General features: G+C 55.5%; 16 protein-coding genes. 10 read left to right on the top strand and 6 right to left on the bottom strand.

Features of this window, described 5'->3' with window-relative positions; all coding sequences use genetic code 11:
* Positions 1-3: 3 nt before the first annotated feature.
* Positions 4-1,521: a phospholipase D family protein gene (locus R3F50_00485; GenBank protein MEZ5488782.1), complete on the bottom strand. Its 1,518-nt coding sequence runs from the start codon at positions 1,519-1,521 to the stop codon at positions 4-6.
* 488 nt (positions 1,522-2,009) lie between these two features.
* Here R3F50_00485 and R3F50_00480 point away from each other — a divergent pair, with 488 nt between their 5' ends.
* The 6 genes from R3F50_00480 (at position 2,010) to R3F50_00455 (ending at position 10,047) form a co-directional block, all read left to right on the top strand.
* Positions 2,010-3,437, top strand: coding sequence for a hypothetical protein (locus tag R3F50_00480; protein MEZ5488781.1), 1,428 nt, complete (start codon positions 2,010-2,012; stop codon positions 3,435-3,437).
* Positions 3,438-3,947: 510 nt separating this feature from the next.
* The gene (locus R3F50_00475) at positions 3,948-4,970 is read left to right on the top strand and encodes an ABC transporter permease (GenBank protein MEZ5488780.1); all 1,023 of its coding nucleotides are present in this window, start codon (positions 3,948-3,950) and stop codon (positions 4,968-4,970) included.
* A 9-nt stretch (positions 4,971-4,979) separates the two neighbouring features.
* Complete coding sequence (locus R3F50_00470; GenBank protein MEZ5488779.1) at positions 4,980-6,053, top strand: ABC transporter permease subunit; 1,074 nt, start codon at positions 4,980-4,982, stop codon at positions 6,051-6,053.
* A 33-nt stretch (positions 6,054-6,086) separates the two neighbouring features.
* Positions 6,087-8,051: an extracellular solute-binding protein gene (locus tag R3F50_00465; GenBank protein ID MEZ5488778.1), complete on the top strand. Its 1,965-nt coding sequence runs from the start codon at positions 6,087-6,089 to the stop codon at positions 8,049-8,051.
* Positions 8,052-8,057: 6 nt separating this feature from the next.
* Complete coding sequence (locus tag R3F50_00460) at positions 8,058-9,053, top strand: ABC transporter ATP-binding protein (GenBank protein MEZ5488777.1); 996 nt, start codon at positions 8,058-8,060, stop codon at positions 9,051-9,053.
* Position 9,054: 1 nt separating this feature from the next.
* Positions 9,055-10,047, top strand: coding sequence for a dipeptide ABC transporter ATP-binding protein (locus R3F50_00455; GenBank protein ID MEZ5488776.1), 993 nt, complete (start codon positions 9,055-9,057; stop codon positions 10,045-10,047).
* 178 nt (positions 10,048-10,225) lie between these two features.
* Here the strand turns inward: R3F50_00455 and R3F50_00450 are convergent, their stop codons facing one another.
* On the bottom strand, positions 10,226-11,746 hold the full coding sequence (locus R3F50_00450) for an AMP-binding protein (GenBank protein ID MEZ5488775.1): 1,521 nt from the start codon (positions 11,744-11,746) through the stop codon (positions 10,226-10,228).
* Between the two features lie 209 nt (positions 11,747-11,955).
* Here R3F50_00450 and R3F50_00445 point away from each other — a divergent pair, with 209 nt between their 5' ends.
* Positions 11,956-12,837 (top strand): mechanosensitive ion channel, encoded by an 882-nt coding sequence (locus tag R3F50_00445; protein ID MEZ5488774.1) that lies wholly within the window; start codon positions 11,956-11,958, stop codon positions 12,835-12,837.
* 72 nt (positions 12,838-12,909) lie between these two features.
* Here R3F50_00445 and R3F50_00440 read toward each other — a convergent pair whose 3' ends face one another.
* From R3F50_00440 to R3F50_00430, 3 genes are all read right to left on the bottom strand, one after another.
* Positions 12,910-13,764 (bottom strand): hypothetical protein, encoded by an 855-nt coding sequence (locus R3F50_00440; protein MEZ5488773.1) that lies wholly within the window; start codon positions 13,762-13,764, stop codon positions 12,910-12,912.
* Positions 13,765-13,952: 188 nt separating this feature from the next.
* The gene (locus R3F50_00435) at positions 13,953-15,011 is read right to left on the bottom strand and encodes a hypothetical protein (protein ID MEZ5488772.1); all 1,059 of its coding nucleotides are present in this window, start codon (positions 15,009-15,011) and stop codon (positions 13,953-13,955) included.
* A 77-nt stretch (positions 15,012-15,088) separates the two neighbouring features.
* Positions 15,089-16,642 (bottom strand): cryptochrome/photolyase family protein, encoded by a 1,554-nt coding sequence (locus R3F50_00430; GenBank protein ID MEZ5488771.1) that lies wholly within the window; start codon positions 16,640-16,642, stop codon positions 15,089-15,091.
* Between the two features lie 264 nt (positions 16,643-16,906).
* Between R3F50_00430 and R3F50_00425 the strand changes: the two genes are divergently transcribed.
* From R3F50_00425 to R3F50_00415, 3 genes are read left to right on the top strand one after another with little or no spacing between them, the layout of a single operon-like run.
* Entirely contained in the window at positions 16,907-17,347 is a 441-nt protein-coding gene (locus tag R3F50_00425; GenBank protein MEZ5488770.1) for a DUF393 domain-containing protein, read from the top strand.
* Positions 17,344-18,081 (top strand): SDR family NAD(P)-dependent oxidoreductase, encoded by a 738-nt coding sequence (locus R3F50_00420; GenBank protein MEZ5488769.1) that lies wholly within the window; start codon positions 17,344-17,346, stop codon positions 18,079-18,081. Before R3F50_00425 ends, R3F50_00420 begins: the two co-directional genes overlap by 4 nt.
* A 57-nt stretch (positions 18,082-18,138) precedes the next feature.
* Complete coding sequence (locus R3F50_00415) at positions 18,139-18,438, top strand: hypothetical protein (GenBank protein MEZ5488768.1); 300 nt, start codon at positions 18,139-18,141, stop codon at positions 18,436-18,438.
* A gap of 101 nt (positions 18,439-18,539) precedes the next feature.
* Here the strand turns inward: R3F50_00415 and R3F50_00410 are convergent, their stop codons facing one another.
* Positions 18,540-20,087: a multicopper oxidase domain-containing protein gene (locus R3F50_00410; GenBank protein ID MEZ5488767.1), complete on the bottom strand. Its 1,548-nt coding sequence runs from the start codon at positions 20,085-20,087 to the stop codon at positions 18,540-18,542.
* Between the last annotated feature and the right edge of the window lie 220 nt (positions 20,088-20,307).

Genomic DNA, 20,307 nt, shown 5'->3' with positions numbered 1-20,307 from the left:
TGTTTACATTTCATTCTCAAGTGGCAGGTGCGCAAAGAGCCAGTCTTCGATGCGCTGCAGGGGTGACAATGCGGGCTGAGCCTCCAGCACCAGATCATCGGAAATCCAGATTACGTCGCCGTCCTCGGCGAATTCCAGTCGCCAGGCGTTGGCTGTGGAGAAATCAGGCTCCACCTGGCGGCGGAGTGCCTGGTTCAGGGGCTGGCTGGTTACCAGCAGACCCATCTCGGTATTCAGACGCAGGGAGCGGGGGTCGAGGTTGGCGCTGCCGATAAACACCCTGTCACTGTCGATGATCAGCACCTTGGCATGCAGTGCCAGCGACTTGGTTTCGACCGGGGGAATAATATAAAGATCCCGCTGTTCAGCGTCGACGCGAACTTCATGAAGCTGGGCGCCGTGGCTCATCAGGGTACTGATGTGGTTGCGATAGGCACTGTGGGCGGTCAGGTGGTTGTTGGAGCCGATCGAATTGGTGAGAATCCGCACGGTGACACCCCGTGCCGCCGCTCTCTCGATGGCGCCTTCCAGGATTGGTGTGGGGATCAGGTAGGCGGAAATGATCAGTATGTCGTCGGTGGCAGCGTCCATCAGTGAAACCAGGCCGTTCCTGACCTGTACCGGAGCGCTTCCTGGATCTGCCGGGTTGACTGTGGGCGGTTCGTCCACGTCCAGTTCTACCAGGCCCGTGTAGGCGCTGCTCACCAGCCTTCGCCAATGGGTGTGGCGCTCGGCCTCGCTCTCCTCGGTATGCAGGTGCAAAGTACTGTTTCTCACTTGCCGCGCCAATTCCATGTCTGCTTCTGCTGGTTCAATGTGAGTCATCGATTCGATGGGTACAGACCACTGGTCATTCCAGTAGGTATCAAAAGCCGTGGAAACTTGATCGACGATGGGGCCGCCGACGATAAGTTCCATGTCGCGAAAGTTCGCCGTGTCATTGAGGCCAAAGTATTCGTCTGCCAGATTGCGTCCGCCGACGATGGCGATCCGGTTATCGATGATCATGGATTTGTTGTGCATACGGTGATCGAGCCGGTGGAATTCAGCCAGGTTGAGTATCTGCCGTGTTACGACATTGCTGCTTCTTCTCGTGAACGGATTGTAGACCCGGTACTCGATATTCGGATGCCGGGCCAGCGCCAGCAGCATGCCTTCCTCGCCAGCCAGGAACGAGTCGTCGATAAGCAGTTTCACCGTGACGCCTCGTTCGGCAGCGTCCAGGAGGTGGTCGAGAACCAGTGCACCGACCGTGTCGAACGTCCAGAGAAACGTCTGCAGATCGATACTGTCGGCGGCCGTGTCGATGGCGCGCAGGCGCCAGTCCAGCGCTTCTGCGCCGGTGTTGAGGGGAACCTGCCAATCGCCCGGCCGAAGGGTGCGCAGTTCCTGCCAGAGGACGGAGTCCGGCGCGGTCGAGGTGAACTCTGGCGGCAGTGGCACGGGGTCCAATGACCGGCAGGAAGTGATCAGAAGACTGAACAGCAGTGTTGCGACGATTCTGTTGGAGGCTGCAAGCATGAATTATCCGGACCAGCACGATTATGAATGAGGCGAACTATACACAACTTTGCGGCCCTGGTGGCAGAGGCAGTGGAATTCCTCCTTTGGTGCATCGTGATCCGGTATGGATCACTCGGACACTCGTTGCCAAATATTCCGGGCAACTCTCTTGGGTCAATATGACAGTAAGCTGTCAGTAATTAGGGGCATGAAACCCGCGTCAGGGGGAGAAATATTCCTTTTTCAGGGGCAACAGCCGACACATCGCTAAAACTGGCACAGCTATTGCTATTTCTCTTGCGGGGACGAGACGTTTACAAAGGTGAACCGAATCTCGACATTTTAAAGTCACATCAATCACAACTAAAAGAATCAGTGTAATTGCTGCCTGAATTATAAAAACCACAGCGGCACGAGTCGGTTTTTAGGTATAGGGGACAGACCACGTTTATTTCGTCGTTAAAAATAAACGTGGTCTGTCCCCAATAATCTGGAGGCAGTTTGCAATGATTTTTATACATACGCTTAAGCGGATTTCCCGCCGCACGGTTCTGGTAATTCTGGCAGGCCTCCCGGTCGGCAGCTGGGTGCCGCTTGCACTCGGGAACGATTTCGAAAGTCTGGAACAACAGATCCAGAATCAGCAGTCTCTGGTGGCGACGCTGGAAAGCCACCGGGACTACGCAAACCATAAGCTTCTTGAGCCCCTGCTGGAACTGGCTCGCACCCAGGTCCTTGCAAACCGGTTCGATGATGCCCGGGAGTCACTGAGTCATGCGGCACAAGTGGTACGTATTCGCGACGGTCTCTTCGCGGCATCACAATATTCAATAATAGAACAAACGATAGAAAATGATATCCGGCGGGGCGCCTGGCAGGCTGCAACCGAACAGCTTGAGCACCTGCAGTGGCTGTATGCGGAACGTTTTCAGGGCAGCGTGGAAGAGCAGGTGGAACATCTCATGTGGGCGAGCGATACGCACCTGCGGGGCGTGTTCGATGATCAGGAAGTGCGTGTGGTGCAGCACTTAAAGGACGCCACCCGCCTGAACACTCTGGCCTTCCAGCTGGCAAGTCGTCAGGACAGCCTGGAAGTCCGCGCCCGGGTCGCCTACTCACTGGCACAGAAGCATCATCTTGAGGCGCAGGGAATCAGGCTCGGCGACCAGATTGGATTCAAAATTCGTAGCCATATGCCGGAATCAGGCAGGGTGGACGACCGCAAAAAAGCGTTGCTCCAGCGTTATAATGCGGGCCTTGGGGCGCTGTGGGATGTGCGGGATCAGGTGCAACAGCTGCAGCCTGACAATGCCGAAGCACTGGCGATGATCGATATCAGTATCGCCGACTGGCAGCTGCTGTTTAACAAGCGGGAAGCGCTGCAGGAATACCCCAGGTTGTATAAGCGTCTGCAGGCTGCGGGAATTGACCGGCAAAAACTGGATGCCCTGTTCGCGCAACCCGTCACTCTGCCGCGGCCAGCCCTGTACCTGGATCTGGAATCGGCCCTCGCGGCGGCCGACATGGCCAGGACCGGTCCGTTCACACTGATTGAACGATCGGCGTATTTTCCGGGTATATTTGCCGCCACTCTACCTGATTCTCCAGGTCTGCCGGGCCGGCGGGACAGTTATCTCAGTGCCGAGGCCGAACTGCTGCTGGATCCTTTCAAGTCGACAAAAGCCTGGTTGGGCGGGACCCTGAGGACCAACTGGGGAACCGCCTCAGAGATTCGCTTCGGAGAGAACTCTGACAGCAGACAAGAAGACCTCAGTCAACGGCTGATCGCACCTATTCAAGAGCTGCATCTGAGGCCGGCTGTCGTTGACGGTGAGTTGAGGGCGTCCACAGTGGCGGTGCGTTACCTGGTGCGACACAGCAATCCCGCCAGGGCAATTTCTGTGTGGGATGCATTGCAAGTGAGCCAGCTTTAGCCTGGGGCTACTTTTTCGCTGGTCGCCCTGCGCTGACAACCAGTACCAATGAAGCAAGGCCTGACAATAGCCTGGCGGGTTGTTCCAGTCACATGGATGCTACCTCCCTGTTTGCGACGGGTCTCCGGGATTCTCCTGAATCCGCGGTGTCGTCACTGCCCCTCTGGCAGTGATCGGCAAAAACCCGAGTTCGGTCTGCAACCTACAGGCAACTGGCTGCCGAGGAGAACCGGAATCGCACCTGAATTGTACTGGTGATCACACTGAAAAGTCACTTCCGGGCCGGTGCGTAACCAGTGGTGACAGCTGGCCGGTAATCGGCGTTGACAGTCCGCCAGTTTGCCCCGGACAGATTCCTTCATGACGCCTGCCGGATGAATAAACTGGCCGATTTCCATGTCACAACGCGTTGAATTATGGCAATATTCCACGTTGGGCCATTTGTGCGGCTGAGGTAAGCGATTACCGCTATTGATTACCGCTATTAACTGAAGGGACCTGGCAACCTGCATGCGTGATTACTTCATCCGACGTCTGTTACTGATACCCCCGACCCTGCTCGGTATCACCGTCATCGTATTCCTCATCACCAGGCTGGTACCCGGCGGTCCCATTGAGCGGGCCATCATGGAAGCTCAACAGTTGAACGCCCAGACCGGGAGTGCGTCCCGCAGCGCGGGGCAGGACATGGCGCTGTCTGAAAGCCAGTTGGATCAGTTGCGTGAGTACTACGGGTTTGACAAGCCGGTACTGCAAAGCTATGTGGAATGGGTCGGCAAGGTGGCGACTGGCGATCTGGGTTCGTCCTATCGCTATAACGAACCGGTGTGGGATGTCATCCGGGACCGGTTCCCGGTTTCGCTCTACTATGGTCTGATCACGCTGGTTATTACCTACATGGTGTGTATCCCCCTCGGCGTGATCAAGGCGGTCAGACACCGTACCGCGGTGGATAATATCACCTCTATTTTTATCTTTGTCGGGTACGCGATTCCCGGCTACGCGCTGGGGTCGTTGCTGCTGCTTTACTTTTCGGTGCGGCTGGAATGGTTCCCCATGGGCGGGTTTACCAGCATCCGCTTCGACGATCTCAGCCTGTGGGGCAAGGTTATGGATCTGGTCAATCACTCGGTGCTGCCACTGATCTGTTACCTGGTCGGCAGTTTTGCCCTGGTGACACTGTTGCTGAAAAACCACCTGATGGATAACCTGGCGTCTGATTACATGCGCACCGCGATATCGAAGGGTGTTTCTTTCAAGACTGCTGTTGTGAAGCATGCCATGCGCAACTCGCTGATTCCGATAGCCACCACATTTGGCCAGAATATTGTTCTGCTGGTATCAGGTTCTTTCCTGATCGAAAGCATTTTTGATATCAATGGCTTCGGCCTGCTGGGCCTGACAGCTATCCTGGACCGTGACTACCCGGTGGTCATGGGGGTTGTGCTGCTCGCCAGCGTCCTGTTACTGGTGGGTAATATAATTTCCGATGTCCTGGTGGCGCTGGTTGATCCCCGCGTACGCTTCAATTAATCACAGAGCATGATGAATCTAAGGCTGAATCCACAGACACTGAAAAAACTGCGCCGCTTCAGGCAGATCAAGCGGGGCTATTACAGTTTTGTCATACTGGCAGTGTTTCTGGTTCTGTGCCTGTTCGGCGAGTTGCTGGTCAACAACCGCGCCGTCGCGGTCAAGTATGAGGGAGAGCTGTATTTTCCTACTTACGGCGCTTTTCACCCTGGCACAGATTTCGGTCTGGACTATGATTACGAAGTGAACTACCGCGACCTGCAGGGCTACTTTGAGGCGCAGGGCGGTGACAACTGGGTGCTGATGCCTCTTATTCCTTACAGTCCCTTTGAGAACGATGCGACTTCAGGAATCTTTCGTCCCGCACCACCGGACATCGATGCCAAACATTATCTGGGTACAGACAGTACCAGCCGCGATATCCTGGCGCGCTTATTCTTTGGAACCCGGACGGCACTGATATTTTCTCTCGGCTTTATGGTCAGCGTGTACCTGCTGGGGGTCGCGATCGGCTGTGCGATGGGTTTTTTCGGAGGCTGGTTCGATATGCTGTTTCAGCGGCTGATCGAAATCTGGAGCAATATCCCGTTTCTCTACATGGTGATTATTGTTTTTTCCGTGATACCGGCGGCCTACAGTGTTCCAGTGCGGATTGCTATTCTGCTGGTGGTGATGGTGTTGTTCTCCTGGACTTCGATGACTTACTACATGCGGACGGAAACTTATAAGGAGAAGGTGCGGGACTATGTGGCTGCTTCCCGCGTAATCGGTGCGTCCAACAGCCGGATTATTTTCCGGCATATCCTTCCCAATGTGCTGGCAACCCTGGTGACCTTTATGCCTTTCACTATCGTGTCTGCCATTACCGCCATCACGGCGCTGGATTTTCTTGGTTTTGGTCTGCCGCCTCCGACGCCCAGCCTGGGTGAGCTTCTAAAACAGGGTACCGCTAATCTGCGGACCGCTCCCTGGATTGTTACTTCAGCGTTCACCACGCTTGTTATACTGTTGACCATTGTGACCTTTATCGGTGAGGCGATCAGAGAGGCGTTTGATCCCAAAAAGTACACCGTCTACAAATAAATGCAGGTATTTAATCAAACAGAGGTAATTCCTATGAACCAGCTGGTCAGTCGATTGATTGCGTTACTAACCATGGCGCTGCTGGTGGCTTGTGGCGAATCAAGTGATACAGACAGCGCATCCACCGTGAGTGAACCCGCAAGGGATATCAATGCGGAGGTGGAAGCCTACTATGCGGCAAATTCAGACTTTTTCCGCTTCAAGACCCCGGCTGACATTCCAGCGGGCCTGGTCTGGGAGGACGGCAGCGATCTGCCCGATATCGGTTCGCCGAATGCAAAAAAGGGCGGTACTTACTACGGCGCCATCGCTGATTTTCCCCGGACTCTTCGTCACGTTGGGCCTGATTCAAATGGTGCTTTCCGCAATTATATCCTCGACGACGTCGCTATGAGCCTGGCTCATCGCCACCCGGAGGAATATGAGTTCTATCCCGGCGTCGCCTCGGCCTGGGCTGTCGATGAGGAGAATCACACGGTCTATATCAAGATGGATCCAGATGCCCGCTGGTCAGACGGCGAGCCTGTGACAGCCGACGACATGTTGTTCCTGTTCTTTTTCAACCAGTCGTCCTATATCGTCGCACCCTGGTACAACAATTTTTACACGGTGAATTACGACAACATCACCAAGTATGATGACCATACAATTTCAATCACCACGGCGGTTCCGCGCCCGGATCTGCTTTCCTACGCTCTTGAGCACACCCCCTCACCGCGGCATTTCTACAGTGAGCTGGGGGACGATTTCGTCGAGCGGTACCAGTGGCGCTTTGTCCCCACGACCGGTGCTTACGTGATCCATGACGAGGATGTGGACAAGGGGCGATCCATCACCCTGAGCAGAAATGAGAACTGGTGGGCCAAGGACAAGAAATTCTGGCGTAATCGCTACAACATGGACCGCATCTACCTGTCTGTAATTCGTGACACGCCGAAGGTGTTTGAATCCTTCAAGCGGGGAGACATAGAAACCTTTAACCTGAATCTGGCGGAGTACTGGTACGAAAAGCTGCCTGACACAGACCCGGATGTGCAGAACGGATACATTCACAAGGCAGTCTTCTACAATCAGTGGCCGCGTCCCACTTATGGTCTGTGGATCAATACGGACAGGCCGCTGCTGGAAAACCTTGATGTTCGTATCGGTATTAACTACGCCACCAATTTTGATCTGGTCATTCAGAATTTCTTCCGAGGCGATTATGAGCGCCTGAATACCGCCAACGACGGCTATGGTCGTTATACCAACCCGGATGTAAAGGCGCGGCCGTTCGATATCAATAAAGCCCAGGAGTATTTTGCCAGGGCAGGATTCACCCGGCGTGGTCCCGACGGTGTGCTGGTTAATGAACAGGGGCAGCGCCTGGCCTTCACGGTGACAACCGGCTATGAGTCCTTACAGGACGTCCTGACGATTCTCAAGGAAGAAGCACTCAAGGCCGGCCTGGAGTTCCGTATCGAAGTGCTGGACCAGACCGCCGCCTTCAAGAAAGTGCAGGAAAAACAACATGAAATCGGCTTCTCGGCATTCGGCAGTTTCCTCGAAGAGTATCCCCGTTTCTGGGAGTACCTGCACTCGGATAACGCCTATGACCAGGCCTTTTTAGCCGATGGCAGTGTCAATCCGGAGCGAAAGCTGAAAACACAGACGAACAACCTGATGGCCGTGGCGGTCCCGGAAATAGATGCGTTGGTTGAGCAGTATGATGCCTCCACCAATACCGAAGAGAAGATGCGGCTGTCCCATCGTTTGCAGGAGCTGCATTTTGAACACGCCTCCTTCGTGCCGGGATTCAAGCAACCGTTTTATCGCACCGGCTACTGGCGCTGGATTCAGTGGCCGGAGGGCTTCAATCACCGGTATACAGACAGCGCGACAGGCCTGTATGTGCACTGGATTGATGAAGAAATCCGCACGGAAACCCTGGCAGCCCGCCGGGCCGGACGCGGCTTTGAGCCCCATATCGAGGTGTACGATCAGTACCGTGCCCAGTAACCCGACATGGTAGCCACGCTTCTAAGAGTCAATAACCTGATCACCGAATTCGACACCGACGAGGGTCGGGTTCGGGCAGTCGACGATGTCAGCTTCAGCGTCGATGCCGGCGAGACGCTGGGCATCGTCGGTGAATCCGGCTGCGGGAAAAGCGTTACCGCGCTGTCCGTGATGCGTCTGTTGCCCCAGCCCATGGGGCACATTATGGGCGGTGAGGTCCTGTTGCGTGGCGAAGACCTGACGCGCGCAACGCTGGACCGCATGGAGCAGATCCGAGGGGGCAGTATCGGCATGGTGTTTCAGGAGCCCATGACGGCCCTGAATCCGGTGCATACTATTGGCAGACAACTGACAGAAGTCATTTTTCTGCATAAGAAAATTTCCAAGCAGGCTGCACTGCGGGACGCCATCGAAATGCTCGAAAGAGTCGGTATCCCCTCGCCGGACCTGCGGATGGGCGAGTATCCCCACCAACTGTCCGGTGGCATGCGGCAGCGGGTGGTAATCGCCATGGCGCTGGCCTGCAAGCCCAGTCTGTTGATTGCCGACGAACCGACCACGGCCCTGGACGTAACTATCCAGGCCCAGATCCTCGAGCTGATCAAAGAGTTACAGTATCAGATGGGTATGGCCGTCATTCTCATTACCCACGATCTCGGTGTCATAGCCGAGACATCGAATTCGGTGGTGGTCATGTACGCTGGCCGGGTAGCGGAGCAGGGAACCGTGTACGATATTTTTGATCGACCGAGGCATCCTTACACACAGGGACTGCTGGCTTCCATTCCACGGCTGGAAACAGAACCCAAGTCCAGATTGCCTATCATTCCTGGTATGGTGCCAGGTCTCATGGATTTGCCGCCTGGTTGTCGATTCGAGAATCGCTGTCAGTATCGGATTGATGACTGTTCGAAACTGCCACCGCCGATTGAAAAAATGAATGGCGTGCACAGTGTGAGTTGCATTCGCTGGCGGGAAATTTCCCAGGAGAAGGCGCAGTAACATGGAACACAACGAAGCGCCGCTGCTGGAAGTCCGTGATCTGAAAATGCACTTCCCGGTGAAGGAAGGAATTTTCATGCGCACCGGCAAGTTCAACAAAGCTGTCGACGGTGTCAGCCTTACTATCGCTCCAGGGGAGACCCTGGGCCTGGTCGGGGAATCCGGCTGCGGTAAATCCACGCTGGGACGCTGTGTGACCCGGCTTTATAATCCCACCGGCGGTCAGATTCTTTTCAATGGTACTGATATCACTCATATCAAGGGCCGTGAGCTGCAACCGTTCCGCCAGGACATCCAGATGATCTTTCAGGATCCGATGGAGTCTCTGAATTCCCGTCATACGGTGGGAGATATTCTTTCCGAACCCTTTATCATTCATAAAATGGGTAATCGCAAAGCCCGTCAGAAACGGGTTGCGGAATTGCTTGAAATTGTGGGGCTGCCATCCCGTTCGGCCACGCGTTATCCTTTCGAATTTTCCGGTGGTCAACGGCAGCGGATTGGTATTGCCAGGGCCATCGCCTTGAACCCCAAGCTGATAATCTGTGACGAGCCGGTCTCGGCCCTCGATGTATCCATTCAGAGCCAGATTATGAACCTGCTGATTGACCTGCAGCAGGAGTTCAATCTTTCCTACCTTTTCATTGCGCATGACCTGGCGGTCGTCAAGCACGTGTCGGATCGCATTGCCATCATGTATCTGGGCAGGCTGGTGGAGGAGGGGGCAGGCCAATCTATCTATGAGAATGCCAGGCACCCCTATACACAGTCGCTGATTTCTGCAATTCCGGTACCGGACCCGCGGCACCACAGTCAGCGGCAGGTTCTGGTGGGCGATGTTCCGTCTCCGATCGATCCGCCATCAGGCTGTGCCTTTCACCCGCGCTGCCCCCATGTGATGGACGAGTGTCGAACCAATACTCCCCGCCTCATCCCGTTGCAGGACCAGCATGCACCCCCTGGCCAGGAAGTTTCCTGTTTTCTGTACAAGTAATCCCGATTTCTGAGCCAGGAGGCTGTCGGACTTAACATTGATCTACTGCAGAAAAGCCGGATTCGGCCAGATTTCCCGATCTTTTTCGTCAAATAGATCAACTATTCGCCGCAAAAGGTCGAAAAATCTGACTCAAACCGGCTTTCCCTCGTTACGATCGGTTAAGTCCGTCAGCCTCCTAGCGTTCCGCACTTTCCTGTTCAATGACAATCTTTGTCAGGGTTCGAAAATCCGTTTTGCCGCTGCCCATGCGGGGGAATTCAGGGACTATCACGAACTTTTTAGGCAGGGCCAGGTTAGGCAGCTGGCTGGCAAGTTTTTTCAAGGTCTCCTGTTCATTCACTTCCCGGGTCAGCACAGCTACTATTTTCGAACCGCGCCGGGAATCCGGTAACTCCACGGCGCAGCATTCCACTTCTTCCGGCGTCAGCGCGTTGAGCGTTTCCTCCACGTTTACCAGTGACACCATTTCGCCGCCGATCTTGACGAATCGTTTCAGCCTGCCCTGATGCCAGAGATAACCGTCTTCGTCCACATAGCCCAGATCGCCGGTATCATACCAGCCGCCTTTAAGGCGCAACGATGTCTCTTCGGTATCATTCAGATAGCCAGGCATGACACCCTTGCCCCTGACCATGATTTTCCCGGTCTCACCGATATCACATTCCGCGCCGGTATCGTAGTTGACGATTTTCACCTCGGTGCCGGGGATGGGTTTGCCGATACTGCCGGGGCGGTTGGCCTGCCTCGGATTGGCGGAAATTACCGGCGAGGTCTCGGTGGTGCCGTAGCCCTCTATAATTTCGATGCCATGCTTGGCCCGGTAGCCGGCCCGCAAAGTTTCGGGGCACTTATCGGCGCCGGATACGACCAGGCGCAGACTGGCAAAGCTGCCCGGGCTGGATTGCCTTAAGTAGCCGTCCAGAAAGAAGGGCGTACCCACCACGATCTCCGGCTTCTTTTCCCGAATGATCCTGGCAATGGTTTTAAATTCCAGCGGATTGGCATAATCGATTGAGGTCATGCCACGGGTCAGCGGCGTCCAGAGATTGACAGTCAGTCCGAATACGTGGAAATAGGGCAGGACCGACAACATGCTAGCGAAATCGCCGATGTTCATCATCTCGAAAAAGGCGTCGATGTTGGATTCGATGTTTTCGTGAGTCAGCTGAACCACCTTCGGGTCTTTTTCGCTGCCACTGGTAAACAGCACTACGGCACTGGCCTGGCTGTTGCGCTTACCGCTGAGTAAACAGAGCAGGCCTGCAGGCAGCCGGCTTTTGCAGAAGGCGAGGGCTTTCTCCCCCTTGCCGAGGCTGCCCATGATGTCTTCGATGAACACCATGTCCGGTAACGGCGGGCAACCTGTCTTGTCCAGTAATCCTCGTGTGGTCACGATGGTTTTGAAGTCGCACTGGCGCTGCGCGTAGAGGCAGTTTTTTTCTGCACCGGTCGAATAATTAATCATCACCGGCGCCAGGCCCGCCATTGTGGCCCCAATAATAGCCAGGGCGCCGGCGGAAGAAGTGGGTAACATGATACCTATACGGCCCCGCTCGAGCCTGCCAAACCGGCGGGCGAGAATCAGTGCGGCAATAAGAGCCTGCTCGTAGTTAAGCTCACGATTCCTGTTACAGTCGATGATCGCTGTTTTGCGCAGGTTGCGTTTAGCCGTCCTGATGAACTGATGATGCAGCATGGGGCCATGTTAGCCCAGCTTTGGCCAGGATGGAAAATCTTGTCCACACCGGCAAGTTCAGGGACCTGGGCCGCCGTATTGTGCTTTCTTTACAAAAAGTCGAAAATGCGCACAGTTTCTGTCTTCGGCAGGGCTATAGCGGGTGCGCAGATTATTCTGCAGTCAGCATCGCTCACACTTTTTAGTAAGATTCATTCAAAGGAAAAATAATGGAAAACTTGAATATTGATACCGCCGTGCTGGTGGATCTGGCCATCAGCTACGGTACCAAGCTGCTGGCAGCACTTGCCACCCTGGTAATCGGTTTGTGGATAGCCGGATTTATCGTCCGGGTTGTAAAAGGGATTTTTGAACGAAGCAAGGTAGACCCCTCCTTGCGGGGTTTCCTCAGCAGCATGATTTCGATTCTGCTGAAAGTCCTGGTCTATATCACCGCCCTCGGGGTGCTGGGTGTCGAGATGACTTCGTTCATCGCCATTCTCGGTGCTGCCGGCCTGGCAGTCGGCCTGGCATTATCCGGGACACTGCAGAATTTTGCCGGCGGGGTGATGATTCTGCTGTTCAAACCTTTTAAGGTCGGGGATGTGATCGATGCCCAGGGCTATGTCGGCTCCGTGAACGAGATCCAGATTTTTGTCACGATTCTGACCACCCCGGACAACAAGACCATCATTATTCCCAACGGCCCGTTGTCCACTTCTTCGTTGACTAATTTCTCTAGCCAAGCCACCCGGCGGGTTGATTGGACTTTTGGTATAGGCTATGGTGACGATCTCGACAAGGCCTATGCGGTTCTTGATCGATTGATTGCCGCGGACGATCGAATTCTCAAAGACCCTGCACCCTTCCGGGCCCTGACCGAACTGGCGGACAGCTCCGTCAATATCGTAGTTCGCTGCTGGGTGAATGCGGCTGACTTCTGGCCGGTGTATTTCACCATGAACGAGCAGGTATACAAGACCTTCGATAAGGAAGGCCTGTCAATCCCGTTCCCACAAACCGATGTGCATCTCTTCAATGAGGGGGCGCCACTTGCTACGATCAATACGGGCAATGCCGCTGGCACACCAGCCGCGGGCAGCCCGGACTGACACCGGGCTGATCGCCAAGCAAAAAAAAACCGGGCTTCAGCCCGGTTTTTTTTGCCATTCGGAAACGGTTGGCTACTGATCGGTGTCCGGCCGCGCACCCGCTCGGGTGGTACCAGGCTTACGGTACTCGCCATAAAGGTATTCCTCGGCGAACTCGGCGCACTTGAATTCAAGCAGCTGCATATTCGGATCAACCCGGCGATAGATAGGCAGGCTGATCTTCCACGGACGGGTAAAAGTCTGTGGATCGGTGATGGTGGCCTCGTAGTTGACGTGGTTGGGGCTGGCGTAAGTCCAGCGTTCCTCAACGACCATCTCGTAGGAGTGGTGATTACCGGCGCGATCGAACCAGGTATCGGGCATCTGGCCGGTGACCCTTACTACGAGGGTGTCGCCTTCCCAATGTGCATTGGAATGGCCCATCCAGGCATCGACCTGGGATTCAATTTCCGGCTGATCGACGTAGAGAATTCGATTTGATTCAGCGAATTCATAGGCAATCAGGATTACGTCCTGGGACTGGACGATCTGAAAAGGAAACGGCAGGTAGTTGGCTCGTGGAACGCCCGGCATATAGCAGGCTGCCAGCGGATCTCGCTCAAGCGTGTTGGCCTTGTTCTCGTCACGAATACGCCGCGCAACTTCCGTGTAGGGAATTTCGCCGCCTTCCACGATTCCGAGACCGGGAGGGACTGCAGTCAGCGCGCCGAATGTCTCAGGTACCTCACCATAGGCGGCAACATGGGGTTCAATATCCCAGTGCGCGGAGGTGATTGCCTGCCAGATGCCGCTGAAATCCGGTTTACCGCTGGGGGTGCGGGGTATTTCCGTCAGCGGCTGCGCCAGACTTGCAGAAGCAGCGAGTATTCCCAGGGCTGCCACGGCGAGAGCGGCACATTGCTTGAGTACAGTTTTCATTTTCTTCATTGCGTAACCTTGTTTCTCTCTGATTAGTGCTAGTGATACAGGGGATGCTGTTTTTTACTCTTGTTTCAGCCTTCTGACCAGGGCTGTATCCGGTCGTAGAGGACTCTGCTGCGGACCGGGATTTACCGGCCAACTGGCAGTAAGGCCCCGGCCGGGGGCCGAATTTACTTCCTGACCGTTACGGCCCGTTATTGGGCTCCCTCGCCTTCTGCGGCCCGTTGCTCGGCCATGCGTTCACCGCGCAGAATATTGACCATCCCATAGTTGCCTTCGTGGCAGGCGTATTCGTAGAGCTGGCCGGCCACTTTGGTCATTGGCACGATTGCGTCTATCCGGTCGGTGAAGGTCGAGGGATCCTCAATCGACCATTCATAATTGACTGTATCGTAGTTAACCCGGGTGAAGCGCTCTCTCAGCACTTTGTCACGGTCGGTGCCGAAAGCACTGTAGCTGGTGGTAAGGCCGCTGAAATTACCGGTAACGACCACCAGCGCATCGCCGTCGTAGTAACCGCGGGAATCTCCGGACCACAGACGCAGGTCGTCATCCAGCACGGGAAAATCCGCCGGGCTGTCATAAATCGGCACAATGCGGGCATCGTGGATCATCTCGGTCATGATTACCGCGTGATCCCGATTCTGGAAAATCTGCACATTGTTGTTGTACATGCTGGGGTTGAACGGTGGTCCAGAGTTGAATCCCACTATGCAGCGTTCGGACAGGCCCCGATCTTCCGGACCGTCTTTGGAGATTCCGCCTACTGTGTAGCGAACCGGCCGCTCACCCGGGATATCCGGCCCCAGTCCGCCTCGCTGCAGTGGTGCACCTTCCACCCGCGGTGGGAACCGGCCGTTTAACGGATAGACGATGTGAGAGGTTCGGCGTGTCTCGCCGATGCCGGCCTGTTCTATCCAGAAATCGTTATAGCCACCCGGATTACCGGTTCCTGCCGGTGGGGCGTCACGATTGGCGGCTTCCGGGTTGGCCTGTGCTTCCGCACGTGCTGCCGCTGCTGCCATTCTGGCCTTGATCTGGTCAATCTCTTCTTCTGTCAGGAACTGGCGGTCTCCGTAACGTTCCGGTCGCTGCATGGGAATATCGGAAGCAAAGTTCCAGACGCCCTGCAGGTCGGGTTGTCCCCACTCGGTGCGTGGTACCTCGTAACGGTCATCGACCTGTGCTGTTGCCCCGCTGACCCCGGATAGAGCCAGAATAGTTGAGGCCAGCAATGAAGCTGCCTTTTTCATGATGCCTCCCTGAGGGAATAGGATAACCCGCGTAACTTAGTGGTTTTGAGGGTAGGAATCAATAAATAATCGATGTCCTACAGGCTCTCCATGTCGGCCAGAATCCCTTCGGCGCGATCCAGCAAAGCGGATCTTGCGCCCGCTGTCATCTTGTCCCAATTGCGATAAATCATGCCGATGCGGGGGTTACGCTCCAGTCTGTTCCTGTGCCGGCTCATGAAATGCCAGTATAGGCTGTTGAGGGGGCAGGATCTGGCACCGGTCCTTTCCCGGACCTGGTAGTAACAGTCCTTGCAGTAATCACTCATCTTGCTGACATAATTGCCACTGGCGGCATAGGGTTTGGTGGCGATCAGGCCACCATCTGCAAACTGGCTCATGCCGCGGGTGTTGGGCAATTCCACCCACTGCAGCGCGTCCATATAGATTCCCAGGTACCACTGGTCTACCTGGGCGGGGTCGATGCCGGTCAGCAGGCAGAAATTTCCTGTCACCATGAGGCGCTGAATGTGATGGGCATAAGCATGTTCCAGAGACTGGCCAATCGCCTCACGCAGGCAGTGCATGCGCGTTTCGCCGGTCCAGAAAAAGTCCGGCAGGATGCGGCCTGCGTCGAGTACATTGCTTTCGGCATAGTCGGGCATGTTTGCCCAGTAGACGCCACGCACGTATTCCCGCCAGCCGAGAATCTGTCGCACGAAGCCCTCAACCTGGGCCAGTTCCACTTCAGCAGGGTGTTGCCGGTAGCGGGCGATGGCAGCATTCAGCACTTCCTCAGGCGTAAGCAGTTTGCAATTGAGCGCGAAAGACAACCTGGAATGGTAGAGGCTCCAGCGGTGCTCACCGTTACCTGTCATGGCATCCTGAAAACGCCCAAAATCGGGTAGACAGGCCTGAACGAAATGGGCAAGCAGCTGCAGTGACTGTTCGCGGTTTACCGGCCAGGGCAGCTGCTCCGCGGGAGTTCCGAGCGCTTTAATGCCATGCTTTTTCAGCCTGTCCAGGATTGCGCTGACATCGTTGCTGAAGAGCAGAGGCCGGGGAATGACCTCGATATCTTCTTCGCGCAGGCGTTGCCGATTCTCGGTGTCAAAGTTCCAGCGTTGCCCGAGGGGTTCGTCGCCATTCATCAGGATGTTGAAGCGCCGTCGCATGCGTCGATAGAAAGATTCCATCCTGACGTGTTGGCCGGCCTTAAAGTAGTGACAGAGCTCACCATGTGGCAGCAGAAAGTGTTCGGTGTCCCACACGTTGGGCACAATGCCTCGGGGTAACCTCATTTTCTCCAGCTGTTCGGACAGCCGGTACTCGTCAGGCTGCTGATACTCAAAGTGGTTGATTGTGTAGCGCTGCGCCAGCTCGCTGAGCATGGCGTCCAGGTTTGCCCAGTGCGACGTTTCATCCAGAGTCAGGTGCAGGACCTGATGACCGGCTGCGGTCAATTGCCTGGCAAAATGCTCCATCGCTGCGAAAAATCCACAGACTTTCTGTACGTGATGTCTCACATAGTCAGTTTCCTGCTTCAGCTCGGCAATCACGTACAGGGTGTCAGGCTCAACGCAGTTGAACCAGGAATGACCTGCATGGAGTTGATCACCAAGAATCAGTCGGAGATTTTCGTAGTGAGCCATGTGAAAGGTTCGATCCTTTGTATTCGAGGCCCTAATACGCTGACCGCATGAGTCTGGACCTCCGGCTTCACTACGGCATTTTTTTGCGCGAGTGTCAGTACGACACAACCAAAACAACAACGGTTACGTAATAGCAGGCTTCTCACTCAAATTGTGCATCGACTTGCACAGCCAGGCGGGTCGCCGAGGCTGGCCATCGCCGGGCCGTTATATCAGGGCTGTGACCCCTTCGCTGAATTCTATTAACCGGAATCCGATACTATTATGAAATTGACCATGTTTTACGACAGCCTCTGTCCATTGTGTGTCGCGGAGGTGCAGCAATTAAAGGATCTGGATAAACACGGCGCGCTTCTTTTCGTCGATATTCACCGCGAGGATTTCCGGACCCGATGGCCCGGGATAGATCCAGTCAGGGCAGACCGGATCCTGCATGCGCAACGTGCCGATGGGTCCATGGTGTATGGACTCGATGTGTCGGCAGAAGCCTGGGCACTGGTTGGCAGGCACCGCTGGTTGAAACTGTTGAGATTGCCAGTGGTCCGTTGGTTTTCAGATCTGGCTTACAGCGTGTTTGCCCGGCATCGCTATACCATAAGCTTCCTGCTGACCGGTCAGCGACGCTGTACCGTCTGCAAGCCATCCGGGGATTCGGCAGTTTGTAAAATGGAGCCAGATGTCACTTCCAGGACCGAGGTTTCATGAGTTGTCATAAAAGAACGCTGATAATAGGCGCGGGCAGCACTATTGCCAGGGCATTGTTGGAGGCAGTGTTGGCAGATACAGCGACAGACCAGGTAATCTGTGTCAGCCGGGCTGTGGACGCCGATCTGGCAGACCGGCAGGGTGATCGCCTGCTGTGGCTGCGATCTGACTACAGCGAAGAATCCATCGCACAGGTGGTGTCTCAACTGGTGCCTTTCAAAAGCAGCTTTTCTCGGGTCTTTATCTGCAACGGGGTTTTGCACAGTGAGACTGCGAAACCGGAAAAACGCCTTGAGAACCTGACCTCCGAAAGTCTTCATGAGATTTTTCACGTTAACGCTGTACTCCCGATGCTGTGGGTCAAGCACCTCGGCACACTCCTGAACGGGGCCCGGCTCTGTCGGGTTGCGGTATTCAGTGCCCGCATCGGCAGTATTACGGACAATCGAAGGGGCGGCTGGTACAGCTACCGGGCCTCCAAGGCTGCACTCAATATGCTGCTGAAGACGGCCTCAATCGAATATGCCCGCCGTGCCCCCAACGTGCGTTTCCTGGTATTCCATCCCGGTACAACCGACACACCACTCTCCAGGCCGTTTCAAGGCTCGGTTCCGAAAGGAAAATTGTTTACGCCGCAGTTCGTGGCAGACCGGTTAATGGCGCAAGTGGACCAGGCTGTCGATGCCAGTGAAATAGTTTTTATCGACTGGGACGGTAAGCCCATCGCCTGGTAATGGAAACATCTCTATCTGTCTGATTCCGGGACTTTAATCAAATTGGGAGCAATAGCCATGCAGGCATTAGTGATCAACGGCAAGGAGCAAAGTATCGAGGTGGCCGAAATTTCCTCGATGGATGCCATCATAGACAAAGTCGGCTTCGACTCGGTGCTTGCCGATGAACTGGATTCCACCAACCGCATCTATTTTGATGAGGACTGTTTCCTGCGCGGCACGGAAGGACGCTTCCAGATCGATACGCTACCACCCATTGCGGGGGTCGCAGTCATTGTTGGAAGCAGTGCGACTGGCGTACTGGCGGATGTGAACCTGACTCTGGCAGAGGTCCGCGAGCGAATCCGATTCTTGTAAACAGGGCAGCGACACACAGACATCTGCTGGCGGCTTTTCCTTTAAATCAGCGCTCTTCGATACCGGCTCTGAAGTTGCCGGTGAATCAGACCGCAGCAGGATCAAACCACAACAAACTGCCCCATCATACCCTGGTCCTCGTGCTCGAGGATGTGGCAGTGGTACATGTACGGATTGTTGGGGTCGGCGAAATCCTCGAAGCGCATCACGATACGGACCAGTTCTCCCGAACCCACTTTGACCGTGTCCTTCCAGCCCATCTCATTGGCTGGCGGTGGCTCGCCGTTTCTGTCCAGTACCTGAAACTGGCCGTGGTGAACGTGAAACGGATGACTCATAGGGGAGTTGTTGGTGAGCTCCCAGATTTCTGTGCTGTTAACGGAGACCGTTTCGTTAATGTAGGCCAGATCCATCATACGCCCATTGATGGCGGAGTGGCCTCCGCCGTGGCCGCCGCCAAGTCCGTTGCGGGCGCCGGTTCCCGGACCCCGGTCTTCGCCGCTGCGGGAGCCAAAGCCCATCGACAGGCGGAATTCCCGGGTCGGAAGTGCTGGATCGGCCTGCAATCGTTCCACCCTGGCGAGGCGCTGCGGCAGGATCAGTTCACCTGCCCGGTTTGCCGCCGGTCTGATGCGCAGGACATCAAAGGTCTGGGCATTGAGTGAACGCATAATGCGGCTCATAGCCCCCGGGAAAGCCGGAAAACTGCTTTGCATGGGCAGGCTGAGCAGCATGACCTCCTGCCCGTCGCTGAAATCCACCAGTATTTCCGCCCGTTCCGCTGGCGCCAGCTCGAGCCTGTTCATGGGCAGGGGGGCATTCAGCAGGCCGCCGTCGCTGGCGATCTGATAAAACTCCCGGTTGTCGATGAAAGCAAAGGTAAACGTGCGCGCATTGGCGGCGTTGAGGAGGCGAAACCGGACCAGGCGTGTGGCAGGTGTAAAAACCGGCTGCAGGGTGCCATTCACCAGAATGGTGTCACCGTGGACACCCTTTACCCTGTCGTCATAGAGGGACAGGTAGCTGAAGTCGCCATTGCTGGCAAAGCGCCGGTCCTGCACGATCAGGGGAATGTCGTCGACGCCATAGGTTGCGGGCAGTCCCAACGCCTCCTCAGCCGGATCCTGGACCAGAATCATGCCGGCCAGTCCCTTGTAGACCTGTTCACCGGCTTTGTGGATTACGTGCGAGTGATACCAGAACGTGCCGCCGTTCTGCATAACCTTGAAAGAGGGGTTCCAGGTGGCGCCGGGCTCTATCTGCTGGTTGGGGCCGCCGTCCTCGCTGGCCGGTACGTGGAAGCCATGCCAGTGCAGCGAAGACGGTTCGCTCAACTGATTGTGGACGTCCAGGGCGACCTGCTCGTCTTTGCGCATCAGCAGGGTGGGGCCCAGATAGTCCCCGTTAATGCCAAGAGTTTGAGTGCGGCGGTCCGGCAAAAATTCCCGACTGCCATGCTGCAGGGTCAGTTTATAATGTCTGCCCTGGGCCTGCAGCATGCCGGCCTCCAGGGGCGGGATCTGCAGCGGATTGCTGAATCCGCTGAACTCACCGGCAGACTGGGCCATCACTGTGCCGAGCCGACCGAGGCCGGGAGTTCCCAGCATCCCTGTGCCCAGCGCCAGTAATGTCCTGCGTCGTGTGATCATGAATAAAGCACCGACAAGGGGGTGGTAAAATCAAGCGGTCAGAGGTTCCCTAGATTGACCTCTTGATCGTGAGAATATAGGGATAGCAGTCTCGATTATTATCTGCCGGATTATACACTGAGTCTCCTGTAAGTAATCAGCGGTTCCCTGGTTTACATTCGCGCATTACATCAGATATTCCTGTTCGCCGGGTTAATAGCATAGTGTATGCAGACCGGGT

Source organism: Gammaproteobacteria bacterium, assembly GCA_041395725.1.
In the GTDB taxonomy this organism is placed as follows: domain Bacteria; phylum Pseudomonadota; class Gammaproteobacteria; order Pseudomonadales; family Pseudohongiellaceae; genus NORP240.
The sequence above is the reverse complement of the archived record's forward strand: the minus strand, read 5'-3'. Positions and strand labels throughout refer to the sequence as shown.

What these genes read in the sequence shown, in the direction of transcription:
- R3F50_00485 (MEZ5488782.1), bottom strand. Translation starts at nt 1,521, where the DNA reads ATGCTTGCAGCCTCCAACAGAATCGTCGCAACACTGCTGTTCAGTCTT.
- R3F50_00480 (MEZ5488781.1), top strand. Translation starts at nt 2,010, where the DNA reads ATGATTTTTATACATACGCTTAAGCGGATTTCCCGCCGCACGGTTCTG.
- R3F50_00475 (MEZ5488780.1), top strand. Translation starts at nt 3,948, where the DNA reads ATGCGTGATTACTTCATCCGACGTCTGTTACTGATACCCCCGACCCTG.
- R3F50_00470 (MEZ5488779.1), top strand. Translation starts at nt 4,980, where the DNA reads ATGATGAATCTAAGGCTGAATCCACAGACACTGAAAAAACTGCGCCGC.
- R3F50_00465 (MEZ5488778.1), top strand. Translation starts at nt 6,087, where the DNA reads ATGAACCAGCTGGTCAGTCGATTGATTGCGTTACTAACCATGGCGCTG.
- R3F50_00460 (MEZ5488777.1), top strand. Translation starts at nt 8,058, where the DNA reads ATGGTAGCCACGCTTCTAAGAGTCAATAACCTGATCACCGAATTCGAC.
- R3F50_00455 (MEZ5488776.1), top strand. Translation starts at nt 9,055, where the DNA reads ATGGAACACAACGAAGCGCCGCTGCTGGAAGTCCGTGATCTGAAAATG.
- R3F50_00450 (MEZ5488775.1), bottom strand. Translation starts at nt 11,746, where the DNA reads ATGCTGCATCATCAGTTCATCAGGACGGCTAAACGCAACCTGCGCAAA.
- R3F50_00445 (MEZ5488774.1), top strand. Translation starts at nt 11,956, where the DNA reads ATGGAAAACTTGAATATTGATACCGCCGTGCTGGTGGATCTGGCCATC.
- R3F50_00440 (MEZ5488773.1), bottom strand. Translation starts at nt 13,764, where the DNA reads ATGAAGAAAATGAAAACTGTACTCAAGCAATGTGCCGCTCTCGCCGTG.
- R3F50_00435 (MEZ5488772.1), bottom strand. Translation starts at nt 15,011, where the DNA reads ATGAAAAAGGCAGCTTCATTGCTGGCCTCAACTATTCTGGCTCTATCC.
- R3F50_00430 (MEZ5488771.1), bottom strand. Translation starts at nt 16,642, where the DNA reads ATGGCTCACTACGAAAATCTCCGACTGATTCTTGGTGATCAACTCCAT.
- R3F50_00425 (MEZ5488770.1), top strand. Translation starts at nt 16,907, where the DNA reads ATGAAATTGACCATGTTTTACGACAGCCTCTGTCCATTGTGTGTCGCG.
- R3F50_00420 (MEZ5488769.1), top strand. Translation starts at nt 17,344, where the DNA reads ATGAGTTGTCATAAAAGAACGCTGATAATAGGCGCGGGCAGCACTATT.
- R3F50_00415 (MEZ5488768.1), top strand. Translation starts at nt 18,139, where the DNA reads ATGCAGGCATTAGTGATCAACGGCAAGGAGCAAAGTATCGAGGTGGCC.
- R3F50_00410 (MEZ5488767.1), bottom strand. Translation starts at nt 20,087, where the DNA reads ATGATCACACGACGCAGGACATTACTGGCGCTGGGCACAGGGATGCTG.